Here is a 16,577-nt window from a genome sequence, read left to right as displayed (position 1 = left end):
CATCCATGTTATTATGTTATTAAGCAATAGACCGTTAGTAGTAAATTACTAGCGGTTTTATTATTTCGTGGAGATATAACCCTAAGTGGTAAGGGAGCAACTTGCTAAGTTGTTAGTAGTCAAGTTAATAGCTTGGTGTGTAGGTTCAAGTCCTATTATCTCCGCCATTTTCCCCTTTAGTGGAGCTGGTCATAGGGTGTTCCAGCAAGAGTAGATACGGGACAGGGCAAGGCTACTCAGTAAGCATTTAGTTTAATAGCTAGGTGCTTATTTTATTATATAAATACTAAGTGAGGTGAGTATAGTGATTAAGTTAGATTTACTAATAAGTCCTAATAAAGATATTAAGAAAACTTGTATATGTAACTATAATAATCCAAGTTGTGATAAAGGTTATAAGGGAGAATGTGAAAGACTTAATGTGTTATATGATCCTTATAGTAACATAGAAGAATGTATGAACCATGATAGTCATAAGAGAGTACATGGTAGATTAAGACAACGGTAAGTATATATAATTAATTAGTATTGGAGGTGTAGATATATGAGTAATAAGAATAAAGGTGGTAGACCATTAAAGTTTAAATCACCAGAGGAGTTAGAATCTAGAATAGAAGAGTACTTTATATATGCTAAAGATAATAAAGAAGTACCTACTGTTAGTGGGTTAGCTTGGTATTTAGATACTAATAGACAAACACTGTTAAAGTATGGTGAAGCTGATTGTGATTTATTTAAGAATATTATTGATGATGATGTGAAGGTAATGTTTGCTGACACGATAAAAAGAGCCAAGGCTAGGATTGAAGCTGGGTATGAACAAACCTTATTCAATAAGAACAGTGCGGTAGGTGGTATATTTACTCTCAAGAACAACTACAACTGGGTAGATAAGACCGAGCAAGTGGTTGAGAATAAGACCATTGAGGTTACACTAGAGGATTAGTAGGTGTTTAAAAGTATACTTAATAGAACTTTAATGATAGCACCTATAATAGCCATTGCAAGCTATTAGAAATAAGTATAAAGGTACTTAAAGTATTTGTGTACATTTTAGAACTACAGTGATATAATTAATATTAGGAAGTGGATATAGGGTAGGGGTACCATTCTAAATTTAAACTTAAATATGGGGTGGTGCCTTACATAAATATTTTTTCAAAACAAAGGTCAAATTCCACTTTACTATAATTATAAGGGGATACAACAATGAGGTATTATGCATATCATAGGACTTCAACCAAAGAACAACATCTTGATAGAGGTATAAAAGCTATAGAGGACTTCACTAAAGATAAAAATATAAACTTAGAGTACTTATTCACAGACCAGCAGACAGGCAAGAACTTTGATAGACCACAATACTTGCTGATGAAGAAACAAATGCTTAAGAGTATACAGAATGGTAATAGCGTAACTTTGATAGTATCTGAACTTGATAGGCTTGGTAGGAATAAAGAACTTACCTTGAAGGAAATTAGAGAACTTAAGGACCGTGGTGTAAGACTAATGGTGATTGAAATACCTACTACTCTTCAAGAACTTCCACAGAGTGATACAATGGCTAAAATGATGATGGAAACTATAAATAATATGCTTATCGAGATGTATGCTTCATTCGCTCATGCTGAAATGGAGAAAAGGGCAAAGAGACAGCGTGAAGGTATAGCAGCTAAAAAGACTAGAGGAGAATGGACTGATTACGGTAGACCTAGAGTATTAGATTTAGATACATTTTCTAAATACTATAAAAGGGTATTAGATGGTGAGTTAAAGCCTACTGAGGTTATGGAATTATTAAGTATTAATAAAAGTGCTTATTATAGATATAGGAATGAATATGAAACAAATGAATAACCAATCAATAAAGGGAATTGCTTAATTGCAGTTCCTTTTTAGTTTGGTTAATCATGGTAAAGGGGGTTAACCAATGAGTAATACACAATTTAAGATAAGTAAAAAATGCTTTAATGATGTTTATTTACCTCAGTTAGAAAACTATAATAGTAGATTCAATGTATTTTTTGGTGGTGCCGGCTCGGGTAAATCTCACTTCGTAATTCAGAAGATGATTTTTAAATACCTTAAGTACCCTAACCGTAAATGTTTAGTTACTAGAAAAGTAAATAATACATTAAAGGATTCAGTATTTGCTTTGTTTAAATCAATATTATCTGATTGGCATTTATATGAGCAATGTAAGATAAATAAAACAGATCTAACTATAGAATTACCTAATCGTAGTAATTTTATATTTAAAGGCCTTGATGATAGTGAAAGAATTAAATCAATAGCGAACATTGATGATATTATTGTAGAAGAATGTACAGAAATAGATGATTTTACGTTTGACCAACTATGCTTAAGACTTAGAAGTAAAAATCCTTATAACCAAGTCCATGTAATGTTTAACCCGGTGAGTAAAGAAAATTGGGTTTACAAAAGATGGTTTAAGGATGGATATAATAAAATTAATACAGTAGTTTTACATACTACTTACCTAAATAATAAATTTCTACCTAAAGAATATGTGGACAACTTGCTAGAAATGAAGAAAACTAATCCAGCTTATTATAGTATTTATGCCTTAGGCGAATTTGCGACACTTTCTAAGTTAGTTTATACAAATTGGAGAGTGGATTTATTTGATTATAGGCAGATATTAAAAGAGGTTAAGGATAGTAAAGCTATTTTCAATCTTGACTTTGGTTTTACTAATGATCCTACTGCTTTTGGGTGTGAAATTCTTGATAATATAAATAAAAGGATATGGTGCTTTGATGAATTCCAAGAAAAGGGCCTACTGAATGATGAAATTGCAACTAAAATTATAGATATGGGATTTCGTAAAGAAGTTATTATTTGCGATAGTGCTGAACCTAAAAGTATAGAAGAATTAAGGCGAAATGGACTTGATAGAGTTAAGGGTGCAGTAAAGGGCAGAGATTCTATTTTGAATGGAATTAATCTACTGCAACAATATGAAATAATTGTACATCCTAAATGTACTTATCTCCAGGAAGAGTTAAAAAACTATACTTGGGTGAAAGATAAGACTACAGGAGAGTACTTGAATAGACCTATAGATAAATATAACCATGGACTAGATAGTTTAAGATATGGCATTTCTACAGAAGTGGGAGCCATATCAAATAAGGTAACCCTTATTGATAGAAAATTATTAGGATTATAGGAGGTGAGAATGTGAAAAAAGAACTGATTCAAAAATATTACAGCTTATTTTTATCTAACAAATTAATATATGGCAAGATGGAAGATTATTACAATGGTATAACTGATGCAATGCTAGATTATAAGATGGTTACTGAGAGATCTAATCTTAAGGTCAATTGTAATTTTCTCAAGAAATTTATAAAAGAAGAAACAAGCTATAGTGTTGGTAATGATATAACTTATATATCAAAATCGAGCAATGAGAATATAATTAACACTATAGACTGGAATTTTCAAACTTTATCTAATCAACATGATATCGAATTAATGAAAACTATGCTTAAATTTAATATCGCCTATGAATTATATTATATAGAGACTAATGAATTTAAATCTAAAGTAATCTCTCCGTTAGAAGGATTTTTAATTAAAGAAAATAATTCAGTTATAGGATTTGGTAGAGAATATGTGGTAGAAGGCTTAAATGATAAATGCTATTTAGATCTATATACTAAAGATAAGATTTACCATTATGAAGTTGTTGGAGAAGATTATTCAGAAACTAGAGATGCAACTCCTAACATATTTGGATTTGTTCCAGTTGGAATTGCCAAATTAGGCAAAGAAGGTATTTATGAAACTCTTTATAATGATATTAAGGGACTTCAAGATGCTTATGAAACTAATTTAAGCGACCTAACAAATGAAATTTCGGACTTTAGAAATGCCTATTTAGTACTAACTGGAGCTCAATTAGATGTGGAGCAAGCTAAAGAAATGAAAAAGATGGGAATTCTTCAATCTGATACTCCGGGTGCAAAGTTTGAGTGGTTAATTAAAAATTTAAATGATACATTTATTCAAAATACATTATCTACATTAGAAGATAAGATGTATCAATTATCTCAACATATAAATCACAATGAACAAATGCAAAGTAATTTAAGCGGTGTCGCATTGAGATCACGTCTTATATCACTTGAAGAAAGATGCAAATTAAATCAAAGAGCTTTAACTGATTGTGTAAAGACGAGGTTAAGTGCTCTTTTTTCATGGGTCAATAAATTACAAGGTTCTAATTATGATTGGAGAGATATTAAAATCAAATACACACCTAATATTCCTCAAGATGATGTTACAGCTGCTCAAATTATTGCTCAACTTGGTGATAAATTATCAACCGAAACTGGATTATCATTACTAAGCTTTGTTGAAAATCCAAGGAATGAAGCTGAGAAAGTTAAAAAGGAAAGAGAAGATGATTTGCCAGAAATAGATTTAAATAGGCTAGGTGATGACTAATGACCGAAGAAGAAAAGTTTGTTGAAAGTATTTATGATGAAGCTGAAAAACAAATAAAGGGAGTCTATAAGGAACAGAAAAAAAATCGTGATGAATTATTACAAGAACTAGCAAGTATAATGCTAACCTATACAATTTCAGAGGGTTTAATGAGCATTACAAGCAAAGATAAAAAGAAAGAGTATAATAGGTTATCTAATACAATTCTAAACTCTGCAAAGGAACAAGGGGCAATACAAGTAAGGGTTATTAATGATATATTAACTAGTACAGTAAATAAGACTTTTGATTTCTATTCTTATAACGCAAAGTTAAAAGATGTTATGCAAATTGTACAAAATAATTTTAAAGGGAAACATTTCTCCAGCAGAGTTTGGGAGAATGAGGAAGAAGTAGCAAAACATCTTAAAAGGCAAGTTGAGAATTTCCTTAATGGCAAGATAAATGTTAATCAAATTAAGAAGGATATTGAGAAAACATATAATTCTAGTGCATACAATGCTAAAAGATTAACTGAAACAGAAGTAAGTCGTTGTTCTAGTAATGCGTTTGATAGATTTTGCATAGAAACAGGAGTTAAAAAAGTTAAGTACAATGCAACTTTAGATAGTGGAACATGTCCTAAATGTTCGCCGCATGATGGAAAACCATTTGATTTTGATAAAAAAATAGAATTACCTCAACATGCTTTATGCAGATGTTTTTATACTATAGAAGATTAATAAGCACTTACTTAAATAAATAGTAGGTGCTTTTATTGTGCCTAAAATTAAGGAGTGATAATAAATTATGGGTATTTTTATTAATTTAGTTTTGACAATAATAGGGATAACGTACATTGCAGTTGAAATTAAAAAGATTAAAAGTAATAAGGAAGTTATTAAAACCTATAGTGAAATAAATAAAGAGCAAAGGAAAGCTAATGAGATACTAGAAAAAGACATTACATTACGTAAAGAACATATGAAAGAACATAAACTATTGAAAAAGAAACTAGATGCAGTAAATAGAAAATTAACTATAGCAAATAAATATAATTTCAAAAGTATTAGGAGGTAGAGATAATGGAGTTACAATTAGATTTTAAAGAAGCATATATTAATGATTCGGGAGAAGAGTTGGTGTGTTATGAAAAAACAGAAAAATTTGCTTTCTTGTGTCCATACACAGAAAATGAAAATGGTTCATTAAAATTAGAAGTATCAAAAACATATGTATATTCATTAGAGCTTGGAGAAACTCCGGTCGAGGCAATTGATGATTTTATTGTAGAAGAAGTAATTAAGTCTTAGGAAACTAAGGCTTTTTATTATGCTCCGAAATGAGCCTAAACTAACGTCTTGTGGGTGTTTTACGTGCAAGGGGTAAATACACTATTTAAAACTAAAATTTGTGTCTTAAGGCTCTTGCGAGGTTTAAGGGATAGGAGGATTATACATGTTAAAGAAAGATTTATTAAAATTAATAGAAAGTATCGAAGATGAGGGTTCAATAGATGAAGTCTTATCCCAAAGTGATTTTGCAAAGTCACTTGTAACTAGTGGCTTAACTTTAGATGCATTTAAAGGAAAATTAACCGAACCAGAATTTAAGTCTTTTGTTGATTCTGTAAAAGATACCCATTTTAACACTGCGTTAGATACTTGGAAAACAAACAATTTACAAAAACTAATAGATGCTGAATTGATAAAAAAGAATCCCAGTTTAACTCCAGAACAATTAAAAATTGAGGAGCTAACAAAACAATTTGAAGAAGAAAAAATTCAAAGGCAACTTAGTGAACAAAAGTCTAGATTAAAAGACGAAATGAGAGAACAAAATGTAGATCCTAGAATTATTGATTTGTTAATCAATAAGGATGCGGATGTTACAAAGGCAAATCTTCAATTATATGTTGAAGCGAATAAAAATTACATTCAAAAGGAAGTCGAAAATAGACTTAAAGATGGTCAATACACACCTCCAGGTAGTGAAGCCGATAAAGCTAAACAGGCTGAGGTAGATGTAATGAAAGCTTTTGGTCTTTAATTTTTAAAATTTTAAGGAGGAATAAAAGTTATGTCAAATACAATTAGTTATGCTCAAATATTTCAAAAGGCTTTAGATAAACAAATGGTGGCTGCTGCTACATCGGGATGGATGGAAACAAATGCAGGACAAGTAATTTATAATGGAGGTAACACTGTAAAAGTTCCTAAGTTATCAACCGATGGATTAGGTGACTATGATAGAGCTTGCGGATACAAAGGCGGTGCTATCACATTTGAATATGAAACTAAGACTTTAACTCAAGATAGATCAAGAAGTTTCTTATTAGATGCAATGGACGTTGATGAAACTAATTTCGTAGCAAGTGCATCTATGGTAATGAGTGAGTTCCAAAGAACAAAAGTTATACCTGAGATAGATGCTTATAGATATTCATCATTGGCTACTCAATTTATAACTGCTGGAAAAGTTACTTACGGATATAATCCAACTGCTGATACCATACTAAAAACTCTTAAGAGTCAAATTGATGCTGTAAAAGATGCTATTGGTGATACTGAATTAGTAGTTAGTATTTCAAGAGTAGTTTTAGGTTTGTTAGAACAAGGAACTAGACTTGAAAAAGTAAACTTTACTTCGGGAGATATTCAAACAGAGGTAAGTTCAATTGATGGAGTTCCTCTATTACCAGTACCAAGTGCTAGAATGAAGACTGCTTATGTTTTCAATGATGGTTCTACAGTTGGACAAGAAGTTGGTGGATTTGTTGCCGCGGGAGCTGCTAAAGATGTAAACTGGATAATTACTCCGAGAACTGCACCAATTGCAATCAGTAAGCAAGAAGCACCAAAGATTATTAATCCAGCTATTAACCAAGATGCTGATGCATGGAAAATAGCATATAGAAAATATCATGATGTTTGGATATTAGATAACAAGCTTGCAGCATGTCATGTTTGTGTAAAACAAGCTCAAGTATAGAACAGGAAGAGGTGACGTTAAATGATAGAGTTACAAAGATTTAACGTCCATAAAATAGTTGATTCTAAGGAGAAAGCCAATAAGCTTATCTCCTTAGGTTTTTCTGTTTTAAAGGACGAGGAAAATGTTGAGGAAAATATTAAAGAATTTGAAAATATGACTACAGAGAAACTTAAAAAGCTATGTAAAGAAAATGAGCTAGAAGGCTATAGCAATCTTGCAAAAGAAGATTTAATTGCATTTGTGAAGGAAAATCTTGAAAAATAGAGGTGATCTAATGTGACATATACAGATAAAGAATATGAACTAATGGCTATACAAGTTATTAGAAAATATTTGAATAAGGATTTTACTAATGATGAAATTAAATATAACTATAGTCTAGCTTTAATGAAATTGATAAATAATTCTAAAGAAATAGAAACATATAAGAAGGTTGGAGTAAAATCAGTGTCTGAGGGTAATCAATCTATGAGCTTTGAAACTAATGTTGAAGCATGGACCATAACCGCAGATGTAAAAGCATTTCTACCTACACCGTTTATAAGGATGTATTAATTATGGGAGTGTTATTTAAAAACACAGATATAACAATTTACAACAGATACTATGATATTGGACTAGATATTGATAAATATCAAAGGAGTGTTATTAAAGGTGTGAATTGGCAAGGTAAAAGAAATGGAACTGTAAGTGATAAAGGTTTGCTATTAGCTGATAGTGTTCTTATTTTCGTGGATAAGCTAGATAATTATATATCTCCAAAGAAATTTGCTAAATTGCAGCCGTTAGAAAGACCCAATTATTTTACTTTTTCTCCAGGAGATAAAATTGTAAAAGGTGAAGTTGATTTTGAGGTGGTAGGAATATCTCCCTATAGGCTATCGGATTTAGAGAACATCTTTGATAATGTAATAGACATTAAGTCAGTGAATGATACCCTACCAACCCATATGGAAGTTGAGGGGGTATAATATGGCTACCAATATAAAAGTTGAAATGAATAATACTCAGAAGATACTCCTTAAAAGATACCTAAACAAAGATGGAGGAGCACAGGTTAAATTTACTAAGGAATGTGCTAAAGCCATGAATAACTATACACCATATTTACATGGTAGGCTTAAAGATATGATGATTGAATTACAAGCAGATAAAGTAATATACAATGCTCCTTATGCAGCAAGACAATATTACACTAATAAGGGTATGGGGAAACAAGGTGAGAACCAAGGTGGCTTAAGAGGTAAGATGTGGGATAAAAGAATGTGGATAGATAAAGGTGATGGGATAGTAAAAACAATAGCTGAATTTGTAGGGGGTAAGAGTAAATGATTATAGATAGATTTATACATTTTTATAGATATAAATCTCCTGGTATATCAGGTTCTGTAATAAAAAATTTGATATATAAAATATCATGGAGATTAAATTTAGTTGAATCTCCTAGCATGGGAAAATATAAAACATATCGAAAATAAGTTGGTGATGAAATGATAATAAATAGTTTGCGAGATTATATAAGACAATGTCCTTACTTAGACACCTTCAACAATGCTATAAGGGTTAATGTAAATTATCTTGAACCTTCTCCAGATACCTATTCTATAGAAGAAATTCCAATAGAACCTATTCTAAAGAAATATGTTAACGGAGATAGTATAAGGCAATATGCTTTTATATTTACAAGTAGAGAACCTTATGGAGTTGATGTATTACAGAATATAGATAATAGTGGATTCTATGAGAAATTTGCAGAGTGGATTGAAACTCAAAACGATAATGAGATATTTCCTACATTAGATACAAGTTTAGAACCATTAGAAATTAAGGTTACTAGCACTGGGTATGCCTTTGGAGTTACAGAATCAACGGCTCAATTTCAAATTCAGCTTAGATTAAAATATTTAAAAAAGAAATAGGAGTGATATAAATGAGCGTACGTAAAAGAAAAATACAAGCTAACTATTTAAAAGTAACAGAGTTTGAGTTATTAGGCACAGGATTTACGGAACTTAATGAGTCACCATCAGCACAGACTACATCTAAAAGATATATAAATCAATCTAGTGCTAGTCAATCTATTACAGGTTATGAATGGTCAACTAGCTTCAATGCCGACCAGATAGCAAGTGAAAAAGCTATTGAACATATAAGATCAATTGGAGAAATGCAGAAAACTGGTGCAGACACAGAAACAGAATATATAATTGTAGATCTCGATAAAGCTGCAACTACTGCTGGATTTAGGGCAAGAAAATTCATGGTAGCTATAGCGGTAGATTCATTTGAGGACAATGATGGAGAATTAGGAATAAGCGGAAGTTTCCTAGGTATTTCCGACCCAGTTGAAGGTACTTTTGACACTGCTACAAAAACATTTACCGAAGGCTTTACCGCTAAAACAGTATAGGAGGAATTATTAGATGAAAATTAACAATGTGGAATTAGAAGATATAGATATACTAGATTTGGATGTAGCTGAAAAGTGGGAAAAAGCACTAGAACATGTTGAGGGAGTGGCTAAAACTACAGAGGGTATGAAAGTATCAGAAATGATAAAAACTCAATGTAACGCTATTTTTGATGTATTTAATACATTGTTTGGTGAGGGTACAGACAAGAAAGTATTCGGTGATAGAGTTAATCTTATGAGTTGTCTAAAAGCTTTTGAAGAGTTGGTTACACATGTGAGTGCTAAAAATGCTGAAGTCGAGAGAATGGCAAGTAAATATTCTCCTAATCGCGCTAATCGCAGAAATAAAAAGTAATGAATATCTTAATAGACTTAATGCCAACTACAGTAAACATAGAGGGTGAAGATTATGAGATTAACTCAGATTTTCGTACCTCTATTTTATTTGAACTTTTGATGCAAGATAACTCTATAAGCGAAGAGGATAAGCTTATACAAGCCTTAGAACTATATTATCCTAAACTGCCTAAAGACTTAAATGAGGCTATAGAGGGCATACTGTGGTTCTATAGATGTGGGAAAGATGAAATCAAAACTAAAAGTAAAGGAACAGGCAAGAGTGCTACACAGATATATTCTTTTGAATATGATGATGATTATATTTACAGTGCATTTCTAGACCAGTACGGAGTCGATTTGCAAGATGTAGAGTACTTGCATTGGTGGAAATTTAAAGCTATGTTTAAGGCTCTCAAAGAGGATAATGAGATAGTTAAAATTATGGGTTATCGTGCTATGGATTTAGGTAAGATTAAGGATAAAGAACAGAAGGTTTATTATAAAAACATGAAAGAACTTTATAAAATCCCTTCTAGTATAAGTAAAGATGAAAAGGAAAAACTTAGCGAGATAGAAGAAATATTACTAAATGGTGGGGATTTAAGCAAAGTATTGTAAATTATACCCTATATATGATATATTGTATATGTTATGAATTGGAGGGGTATTTATGAAAAGAATATTTAGTATTCTACTTTGCTTAGTATTTTCATTTAGCTTGGTAGCTTGTGGCAAAGAAGAAAAGAAAGATACAACTATAAAAGACGTTGTTAATGCTGAAAATCCTAAGGAAGCGGAAAAGAAACTAGAGGATATAAGAGAAGAGCAGAAAGATGATAAATGTGATATAGTTTTAGCTGATACAGATAATATTACTATTACTTGTAAAGGCAAGGGCAAAAGTGCTTTTGGTGGTATTTATATAACATTAGAAATTGTAAATAAAACAGATGTGGATATTCTTGTTGGTGCTGATAAATGCAGCAATGATGGAACTATGGCAGATGCTTTATTTGGTGAAACTATAACTGCTAAAATGAAAAGTGAAAGTGATTTATCGGTTATGGATAAGAATTTAACAGAGGTAAAAAATTTCAAGGGAATATTTAGAGTTATGGATGACTCTACCGGAGAAATGATAGAAGATAATATAGAATTTAATATAGAATAATATATGAAGCACTTACTTAATTTGTAGGTGCTTTTTTAATACCCAAAATGAGGTGATTAATATTGAAGAAGTAAGATGTCCTAAGTGTAATCAGTTGCTCTTAAGAGCGGATTATATTAAAGGTGAAATAAAATGTCCTAGATGCAAGAAAATAATTAAATTAGATATTAAGCAAAGAACAGAGCCTAGAGCCACACCATAGAGTAGTGAGCCGGTGCCTGTCTTTTTTATTTTATAGAAAAGGTAGGTGAGAAAATGGCAGATGGAAGTATAGTAATTGATACCAAGTTAGATAGTGCTGGTGTAGAAAAAGGGGTAAAAGGTTTAGGAGGTAAATTAGGCGGCATTGCTAAAACAGGATTAACCGCATTTACCGGACTTATTGCTGCTACTGGTGTAGCATTAGGTGGCTTAGGTGCTATAGGTGTTAAATACAATAGCGAAATGGAACAATATATGTCTAGTTTTACAACTATGCTAGGCAGTGCAGAGAAAGCCACTAAGCACTTAGATGATTTAAAGCAATTTGCAGCAAAAACACCTTTTGAGCTTGGAGATTTAGCTAAAGCGAGTACTACCTTACAAGCATTTGGAACTGAAGTTGATGATATAACACCAACTTTGAAAATGCTCGGGGATATATCTTTAGGCAATAAAGAGAAATTCAATGGTTTAGCACTAGTATTCGGACAAGTTCAATCCCAAGGTAAGTTAATGGGGCAAGATTTATTACAAATGATAAATGCTGGATTCAATCCATTACAAGTTATATCTGAAAAGACTGGTAAATCAATGTCTGAATTAAAAGATGAAATGTCAAAAGGATTAATAACTTTTGACATGGTTGAACAGGCAATGACGGATGCAACTAGTGCTGGTGGTAAATTTGATGGAGCAATGGAAAAACAAAGTCAAACTGCAAAAGGTTTATTTTCTACATTAAAAGATAACTTTAAAGCTTTAGCTGGTGAGGTTTTTGTGCCACTGTCTGATACATTGAAAAATAATATATTACCTACTGCGTTAGGATATATAGAAACGCTAACAAAAGAGTTTAGGGAAAAGGGTATTACGGGACTCGTTGGAGCAGTTGGAGAAATTGTAGCAGAGATGATAACAAGTGCTGCAAGTAATTTGCCACAAATAATTAATTTAGCAGTACAAGTGATACAAAGTTTTATAACAGGTATTCAAAGTAATCTACCACAGATAGTAATTGCTACTATAGCCATTATAACAAGCTTAGTTAATGGATTTATAACATTGTTACCGCAGATATTACAATTGGGGATACAACTAATAATAGAACTTGCAAGAGGAATAGCGGAGTCTATACCTACCATGTTACCAACATTGATAAATGTTATTATTGGTATTTGCGATATGATAATAGCTAATATAGGTACTATTATAGGTGTGGGTATACAAATATTATTAGCATTAGTACAGGGATTAATGGACTCATTACCTACGCTTATAGAAAATATTCCAAGGATAATAAATAGTTTTGCAGAGGCTATATACTCTAATCTCCCCACGATACTGAAGGCTGGTATAGATATATTATTAATGCTTATAAAAGGATTAATTGATAGTATTCCAACTTTAATTGCTAATATACCACAAATAATAATGGCTATAGTAAATGCAATTACATTATTCAACTGGAGTCAGTTAGGTAAGAATTTAATTACATGGCTAGGTGATGGTATTTCTGCAATGAGGGGTAATATAGGTAATATTGCATCGGGAATAGCTGAGTGGGTAGGAAATGTAATAACAAGTATATTTAAAGGTGGACTTAGTTGGGGTAAAAATTTGATTTCTAGTATAGGACAAGGTTTTTCTTCAATGGTTAGTTTTCTTGGGAATTCAGCTAGTTCGATTGCAAGTGGTGCATTAAATGCTATAGGAAATATATTTAGTGGCGGTGTTAGTATAGGTAAAAACTTAATTGAAGGAATTTGGAATGGTATTAGTAGTATGGGTGATTGGATTATGAGATTAATCGGTGGATTTGCTGGTAATATTGTACAGGGTATTAAGAATTTCTTTGATATAAATTCACCATCAAGGGTTATGCGCGATGAAGTAGGTAAATATCTTGTACAAGGTATTGGAGTAGGATTTGAAGATGAAACTCCAAGCCTAGAAAAATCTATGGAAAAAGATTTGTCTAGTATAGTTGGTAAAATGCAAGCTACAGTAGATTATAACGTAGCTAGTACCACGGCTGGGGTAGTGGCTAGAAATGGATTTAATACTCCTTCTGTAATTACCAATCATAATGATAATGGTATAACTCAAAATGTTACTATAGTTAATCCGGAGAGAACTCCATCCGAAAATGCTAGAGCACTTAAAAAAGTTGGGAGGGATTTAGGTTTTGGATACTAAATTTTTAAATTTAAAATTAGCAAGTAATAATGAAGTTTTAAATATAGAAAAAGATAGCGATTATAAATTAGTGAAACTTGAGGGGATAGACAGCTCTGATTATGAAGTAAATATAGAACAATACATGCAGTATGATGGTGGATATACTAATAAAAAAAGAGTATTGCCTAGGGATATATCTATTGTAGTGGATTATAGAAATATTGATAATGCAAGCATTGAAAGACAACGTCTAATTAGATTTTTTAATCCTAAACAACAAGGAATTTTAACTGTTAATTACTGTGACGTAGAGCGCTATATATTATATGAAGTAGAAGGGTTTAAAGATTTAAGAGAAAACCTATATGAACCTTTAACTTTTAAAGTAGATTTAATTTGTCCAGACCCATATTTTAAGGATATTATTTTAGGGGAACAAATTTCAACATGGATAGGTGGATGGAAATTTAAATTTAAATTACCTTTTAGATTTAAGCAAAAAGGAGAGCCTAAGAAAAATATATATAATAGTGGACATGTAGAGACGCCTGTAGAAATAATATTTAAGGGACCAGCGGTTAATCCAAGTGTAAAAAATAATACTACAGGAGAATTTATTAAAGTTGAAAGAACTTTAACTGCTGATGATACTTTATACATTACAACTGAATTTGGAAATAAGAAGGTAGAAATTGAGCGTAATGGAGTTAGGGCAAATGCTTTTAACTATATAGACTTAGATTCTACTTTTTTTCAGCTGCAAACAGGTGATAATATGATTGAGTATACTACTGAAAATGACTTAGATCCCCAGAGTGTAGAGGTTAGATATAGAAACAGATATTTAGGCGTTTAGGAGGTGATAACTTGGAGCATAGTGGATTTTTTAATGGAGACCAGGAATATGGACAAGAAGAATTTAGCCGCTATTTTGATAATGGTTTTGAAAGTGGAGTAAGTGTAGAAAATGATCTCATGACTTTAGGAGTAGCTAAAACTTCTACAGGAGTTACAGTTGATAAAGGATTTTCTATTATAAAAGGATTTTACTTATATAATGACAGCATAAAATCTATTAATATAACTAGAGATGCTAACTATGATAGATTAGATAGAGTTGTAATAAGACTTAACTTGAGTAATAGAAAGGTATCTACAGAACTTAAGCAAGGTATAGCAGGAAGCAAGCCAGTCGCTCCGAATTTGCAAAGAGATAATTTAGTTTATGAATTATCATTAGCACAAGTATTAACTCCTAAGAGTGGAGATTATATAGTGACGGATGAAAGATTTAGACAAGAGTTATGCGGAGCCATAAGACCAAAGAATTTAAGTGAGTTCAATCAAATGGTTAATGGCCTACAAAAACAATTTGATGATTGGTTTAATTCACAACAAGCAAAAGGATGGAGGAACATATATATTCAAAATGGAACTCCTGTGGGGAGTGTGAGTGGTTCAATATGGATACAAACGTTAGTATAAGAATATTTGATAAAAGTTTAAATTTCTTAGGGGAGATAGATAGCTATACTTCCCTTTTTTATATCCGAAAATGGGAAAATTATGGTGAATTTGAATTTCATATGTCTGAAGTAGATATTAGTTTAATAAAAAAAGGTAATATCATAATGCTTAATAAAGATGGATATAGAACCGGTGTTATAGAGCATATAGAAATTAAACAAGAGAGCAAAGAAGATATTACAGTCAAAGGGTTTTCATTATTATATTGGTTTACTCAAAGGATTACAGTTCCACCAGTTGGATATGCATACCATGAGTTTAATACTAATGTAGAGGACATAATGATAGCTTTAGTAAAATCAAATGCAGCAGATCCTATTGATGTAAAAAGAAAAATTCCATATTTGCAAGTTGAACTATCACAAGGTAGGGGTGAAATACTTCAATTTCAAACAAGATATAAAACCTTATCAGATGAATTGACTAAGCTTTCTAAAACTAGTGGTTTAGGATTTGCTATTTTTCTGGATTATAAAAACAAAAGGTTATTATTCAAAGTTTTGTCAGGAAGAGATTTATCATATAATCAAAGAATTAATCCACCAGCTATATTTTCAATTGCATATGATAACATAATTAATCAAAATTATATTGAGTCCTATATTGGATATAAGAATGTTGGATATGTTGCAGGTCAAGGTGAAGGAGCTAATAGACAAATTGAGGTTATTAGCAATGAACTAACTGGGTTTGATAGGCGAGAAACCTTTATTGATGCCAGAGATATTACAGAAGGAGTAAGTCTTGCTGATAGAGGTAAATTAAAATTAGCTGAAAATGTAGCTATACAAAGCTTTGAATGTGAAGTTAATACAAAAGATTATAAAATAGATTGGGATTTAGGAGACATAGTTACAACAGTAAGTAAAAAATATAATTTTAAGATTAATAATAGAGTTACAGAAGTTAAAGAAATATATGAGTCAAATGGATTTAAAGTTGAGCCAACCTTTGGCGTATCAATTCCTCTAGTAGGCGAAAAAATAAAGCAAATGACAGATACACCACTTCAAGAAGGAGTACAAGGCGCAGATGGTCCTGAAGGTGAAAGAGGCCCCCAAGGATACAGTATTAATTATTTATGGAATGGTACAAGTCTTGGAGTAAAAAGAGAAGATGAAGGTAGTTATATTTACAGAAACTTAATAGGACCTCAAGGTATTCAAGGAATAAAAGGAGACAAGGGTGATACTGGAGCACAAGGAATACAAGGTATTCAAGGCGTAAAAGGTAACGATGGAACACAAATAATAACATCGTCTGCTAGACCTTTAGGTCAAATTAATGGTCGAGTATGGA

General features: G+C 31.6%; 25 protein-coding genes and 1 tRNA gene. All 26 read left to right on the top strand.

Annotation, left to right across the window (positions count from 1 at the left end; translation table 11 throughout):
* The first annotated feature begins 69 nt into the window (after positions 1-69).
* A tRNA-Ser gene (locus RSD37_RS12545) sits at positions 70-167 on the top strand.
* Positions 168-304: 137 nt separating this feature from the next.
* Positions 305-508 carry a hypothetical protein gene (locus RSD37_RS12540; RefSeq protein WP_346947086.1) on the top strand — a complete coding sequence of 68 codons (204 nt, stop codon included), beginning with the start codon at positions 305-307 and terminating at the stop codon, positions 506-508.
* A 36-nt stretch (positions 509-544) separates the two neighbouring features.
* Positions 545-946, top strand: coding sequence for a terminase small subunit (locus RSD37_RS12535; RefSeq protein WP_346947085.1), 402 nt, complete (start codon positions 545-547; stop codon positions 944-946).
* A gap of 263 nt (positions 947-1,209) precedes the next feature.
* Positions 1,210-1,857, top strand: a complete 648-nt coding sequence (locus RSD37_RS12530) for a recombinase family protein (RefSeq protein WP_346947084.1) — start codon at positions 1,210-1,212, stop codon at positions 1,855-1,857.
* Between the two features lie 73 nt (positions 1,858-1,930).
* Positions 1,931-3,193, top strand: coding sequence for a PBSX family phage terminase large subunit (locus RSD37_RS12525; protein ID WP_346947083.1), 1,263 nt, complete (start codon positions 1,931-1,933; stop codon positions 3,191-3,193).
* 11 nt (positions 3,194-3,204) lie between these two features.
* Entirely contained in the window at positions 3,205-4,476 is a 1,272-nt protein-coding gene (locus RSD37_RS12520) for a phage portal protein (RefSeq protein ID WP_346947082.1), read from the top strand.
* A complete protein-coding gene (locus RSD37_RS12515; RefSeq protein WP_346947081.1) occupies positions 4,476-5,198 on the top strand; it encodes a minor capsid protein in 723 nt (240 codons plus the stop codon). The genes RSD37_RS12520 and RSD37_RS12515 overlap by 1 nt, the downstream gene beginning before the upstream one ends.
* Positions 5,199-5,265: 67 nt before the next feature.
* Positions 5,266-5,535, top strand: coding sequence for a hypothetical protein (locus tag RSD37_RS12510; RefSeq protein ID WP_346947080.1), 270 nt, complete (start codon positions 5,266-5,268; stop codon positions 5,533-5,535).
* Between the two features lie 5 nt (positions 5,536-5,540).
* On the top strand, positions 5,541-5,768 hold the full coding sequence (locus tag RSD37_RS12505; protein WP_346947079.1) for a hypothetical protein: 228 nt from the start codon (positions 5,541-5,543) through the stop codon (positions 5,766-5,768).
* A 145-nt stretch (positions 5,769-5,913) separates the two neighbouring features.
* Positions 5,914-6,504 (top strand): DUF4355 domain-containing protein, encoded by a 591-nt coding sequence (locus RSD37_RS12500; RefSeq protein ID WP_346947078.1) that lies wholly within the window; start codon positions 5,914-5,916, stop codon positions 6,502-6,504.
* A 30-nt stretch (positions 6,505-6,534) separates the two neighbouring features.
* Positions 6,535-7,446 carry a hypothetical protein gene (locus RSD37_RS12495; protein WP_346947077.1) on the top strand — a complete coding sequence of 304 codons (912 nt, stop codon included), beginning with the start codon at positions 6,535-6,537 and terminating at the stop codon, positions 7,444-7,446.
* Between the two features lie 21 nt (positions 7,447-7,467).
* Positions 7,468-7,713, top strand: coding sequence for a Rho termination factor N-terminal domain-containing protein (locus tag RSD37_RS12490; protein ID WP_346947076.1), 246 nt, complete (start codon positions 7,468-7,470; stop codon positions 7,711-7,713).
* 12 nt (positions 7,714-7,725) lie between these two features.
* Positions 7,726-8,004 (top strand): hypothetical protein, encoded by a 279-nt coding sequence (locus tag RSD37_RS12485; RefSeq protein WP_346947075.1) that lies wholly within the window; start codon positions 7,726-7,728, stop codon positions 8,002-8,004.
* A 2-nt stretch (positions 8,005-8,006) separates the two neighbouring features.
* Positions 8,007-8,420 carry a DUF6751 family protein gene (locus tag RSD37_RS12480; RefSeq protein ID WP_346947074.1) on the top strand — a complete coding sequence of 138 codons (414 nt, stop codon included), beginning with the start codon at positions 8,007-8,009 and terminating at the stop codon, positions 8,418-8,420.
* Between the two features lies 1 nt (position 8,421).
* Positions 8,422-8,781, top strand: coding sequence for a minor capsid protein (locus RSD37_RS12475; protein ID WP_346947073.1), 360 nt, complete (start codon positions 8,422-8,424; stop codon positions 8,779-8,781).
* Positions 8,778-8,927: a hypothetical protein gene (locus RSD37_RS12470; RefSeq protein ID WP_346947072.1), complete on the top strand. Its 150-nt coding sequence runs from the start codon at positions 8,778-8,780 to the stop codon at positions 8,925-8,927. Before RSD37_RS12475 ends, RSD37_RS12470 begins: the two co-directional genes overlap by 4 nt.
* A 12-nt stretch (positions 8,928-8,939) precedes the next feature.
* Positions 8,940-9,368: a chloramphenicol resistance protein gene (locus RSD37_RS12465; RefSeq protein WP_346947071.1), complete on the top strand. Its 429-nt coding sequence runs from the start codon at positions 8,940-8,942 to the stop codon at positions 9,366-9,368.
* Positions 9,369-9,379: 11 nt separating this feature from the next.
* Positions 9,380-9,859 carry a hypothetical protein gene (locus tag RSD37_RS12460; RefSeq protein ID WP_346947070.1) on the top strand — a complete coding sequence of 160 codons (480 nt, stop codon included), beginning with the start codon at positions 9,380-9,382 and terminating at the stop codon, positions 9,857-9,859.
* Positions 9,860-9,872: 13 nt separating this feature from the next.
* Entirely contained in the window at positions 9,873-10,217 is a 345-nt protein-coding gene (locus RSD37_RS12455; RefSeq protein WP_346947069.1) for a DUF6673 family protein, read from the top strand.
* The gene (locus RSD37_RS12450) at positions 10,217-10,819 is read left to right on the top strand and encodes a bacteriophage Gp15 family protein (protein WP_346947068.1); all 603 of its coding nucleotides are present in this window, start codon (positions 10,217-10,219) and stop codon (positions 10,817-10,819) included. The genes RSD37_RS12455 and RSD37_RS12450 overlap by 1 nt, the downstream gene beginning before the upstream one ends.
* A 52-nt stretch (positions 10,820-10,871) precedes the next feature.
* Positions 10,872-11,372 (top strand): hypothetical protein, encoded by a 501-nt coding sequence (locus RSD37_RS12445; RefSeq protein WP_346947067.1) that lies wholly within the window; start codon positions 10,872-10,874, stop codon positions 11,370-11,372.
* A gap of 52 nt (positions 11,373-11,424) precedes the next feature.
* A complete protein-coding gene (locus tag RSD37_RS12440; RefSeq protein ID WP_346947066.1) occupies positions 11,425-11,574 on the top strand; it encodes a Com family DNA-binding transcriptional regulator in 150 nt (49 codons plus the stop codon).
* A 53-nt stretch (positions 11,575-11,627) separates the two neighbouring features.
* Entirely contained in the window at positions 11,628-13,769 is a 2,142-nt protein-coding gene (locus tag RSD37_RS12435; RefSeq protein WP_346947065.1) for a tape measure protein, read from the top strand.
* Positions 13,759-14,607, top strand: a complete 849-nt coding sequence (locus tag RSD37_RS12430) for a phage tail family protein (protein WP_346947064.1) — start codon at positions 13,759-13,761, stop codon at positions 14,605-14,607. The genes RSD37_RS12435 and RSD37_RS12430 overlap by 11 nt, the downstream gene beginning before the upstream one ends.
* Positions 14,608-14,618: 11 nt before the next feature.
* On the top strand, positions 14,619-15,236 hold the full coding sequence (locus RSD37_RS12425) for a hypothetical protein (protein ID WP_346947063.1): 618 nt from the start codon (positions 14,619-14,621) through the stop codon (positions 15,234-15,236).
* A partial coding sequence (locus RSD37_RS12420) for a hypothetical protein (protein ID WP_346947062.1) occupies positions 15,215-16,577 on the top strand: 1,363 nt, incomplete at its 3' end. The genes RSD37_RS12425 and RSD37_RS12420, both read left to right, overlap by 22 nt.

This window comes from Clostridium sp. (assembly GCF_036646415.1).
Classification (GTDB): domain Bacteria; phylum Bacillota; class Clostridia; order Clostridiales; family Clostridiaceae; genus Clostridium_J.
The sequence above is the reverse complement of the archived record's forward strand: the minus strand, read 5'-3'. Positions and strand labels throughout refer to the sequence as shown.

What these genes read in the sequence shown, in the direction of transcription:
- RSD37_RS12535 (WP_346947085.1), top strand. Translation starts at nt 545, where the DNA reads ATGAGTAATAAGAATAAAGGTGGTAGACCATTAAAGTTTAAATCACCA.
- RSD37_RS12530 (WP_346947084.1), top strand. Translation starts at nt 1,210, where the DNA reads ATGAGGTATTATGCATATCATAGGACTTCAACCAAAGAACAACATCTT.
- RSD37_RS12525 (WP_346947083.1), top strand. Translation starts at nt 1,931, where the DNA reads ATGAGTAATACACAATTTAAGATAAGTAAAAAATGCTTTAATGATGTT.
- RSD37_RS12515 (WP_346947081.1), top strand. Translation starts at nt 4,476, where the DNA reads ATGACCGAAGAAGAAAAGTTTGTTGAAAGTATTTATGATGAAGCTGAA.
- RSD37_RS12510 (WP_346947080.1), top strand. Translation starts at nt 5,266, where the DNA reads ATGGGTATTTTTATTAATTTAGTTTTGACAATAATAGGGATAACGTAC.
- RSD37_RS12505 (WP_346947079.1), top strand. Translation starts at nt 5,541, where the DNA reads ATGGAGTTACAATTAGATTTTAAAGAAGCATATATTAATGATTCGGGA.
- RSD37_RS12500 (WP_346947078.1), top strand. Translation starts at nt 5,914, where the DNA reads ATGTTAAAGAAAGATTTATTAAAATTAATAGAAAGTATCGAAGATGAG.
- RSD37_RS12495 (WP_346947077.1), top strand. Translation starts at nt 6,535, where the DNA reads ATGTCAAATACAATTAGTTATGCTCAAATATTTCAAAAGGCTTTAGAT.
- RSD37_RS12490 (WP_346947076.1), top strand. Translation starts at nt 7,468, where the DNA reads ATGATAGAGTTACAAAGATTTAACGTCCATAAAATAGTTGATTCTAAG.
- RSD37_RS12480 (WP_346947074.1), top strand. Translation starts at nt 8,007, where the DNA reads ATGGGAGTGTTATTTAAAAACACAGATATAACAATTTACAACAGATAC.
- RSD37_RS12475 (WP_346947073.1), top strand. Translation starts at nt 8,422, where the DNA reads ATGGCTACCAATATAAAAGTTGAAATGAATAATACTCAGAAGATACTC.
- RSD37_RS12470 (WP_346947072.1), top strand. Translation starts at nt 8,778, where the DNA reads ATGATTATAGATAGATTTATACATTTTTATAGATATAAATCTCCTGGT.
- RSD37_RS12465 (WP_346947071.1), top strand. Translation starts at nt 8,940, where the DNA reads ATGATAATAAATAGTTTGCGAGATTATATAAGACAATGTCCTTACTTA.
- RSD37_RS12460 (WP_346947070.1), top strand. Translation starts at nt 9,380, where the DNA reads ATGAGCGTACGTAAAAGAAAAATACAAGCTAACTATTTAAAAGTAACA.
- RSD37_RS12455 (WP_346947069.1), top strand. Translation starts at nt 9,873, where the DNA reads ATGAAAATTAACAATGTGGAATTAGAAGATATAGATATACTAGATTTG.
- RSD37_RS12450 (WP_346947068.1), top strand. Translation starts at nt 10,217, where the DNA reads ATGAATATCTTAATAGACTTAATGCCAACTACAGTAAACATAGAGGGT.
- RSD37_RS12445 (WP_346947067.1), top strand. Translation starts at nt 10,872, where the DNA reads ATGAAAAGAATATTTAGTATTCTACTTTGCTTAGTATTTTCATTTAGC.
- RSD37_RS12435 (WP_346947065.1), top strand. Translation starts at nt 11,628, where the DNA reads ATGGCAGATGGAAGTATAGTAATTGATACCAAGTTAGATAGTGCTGGT.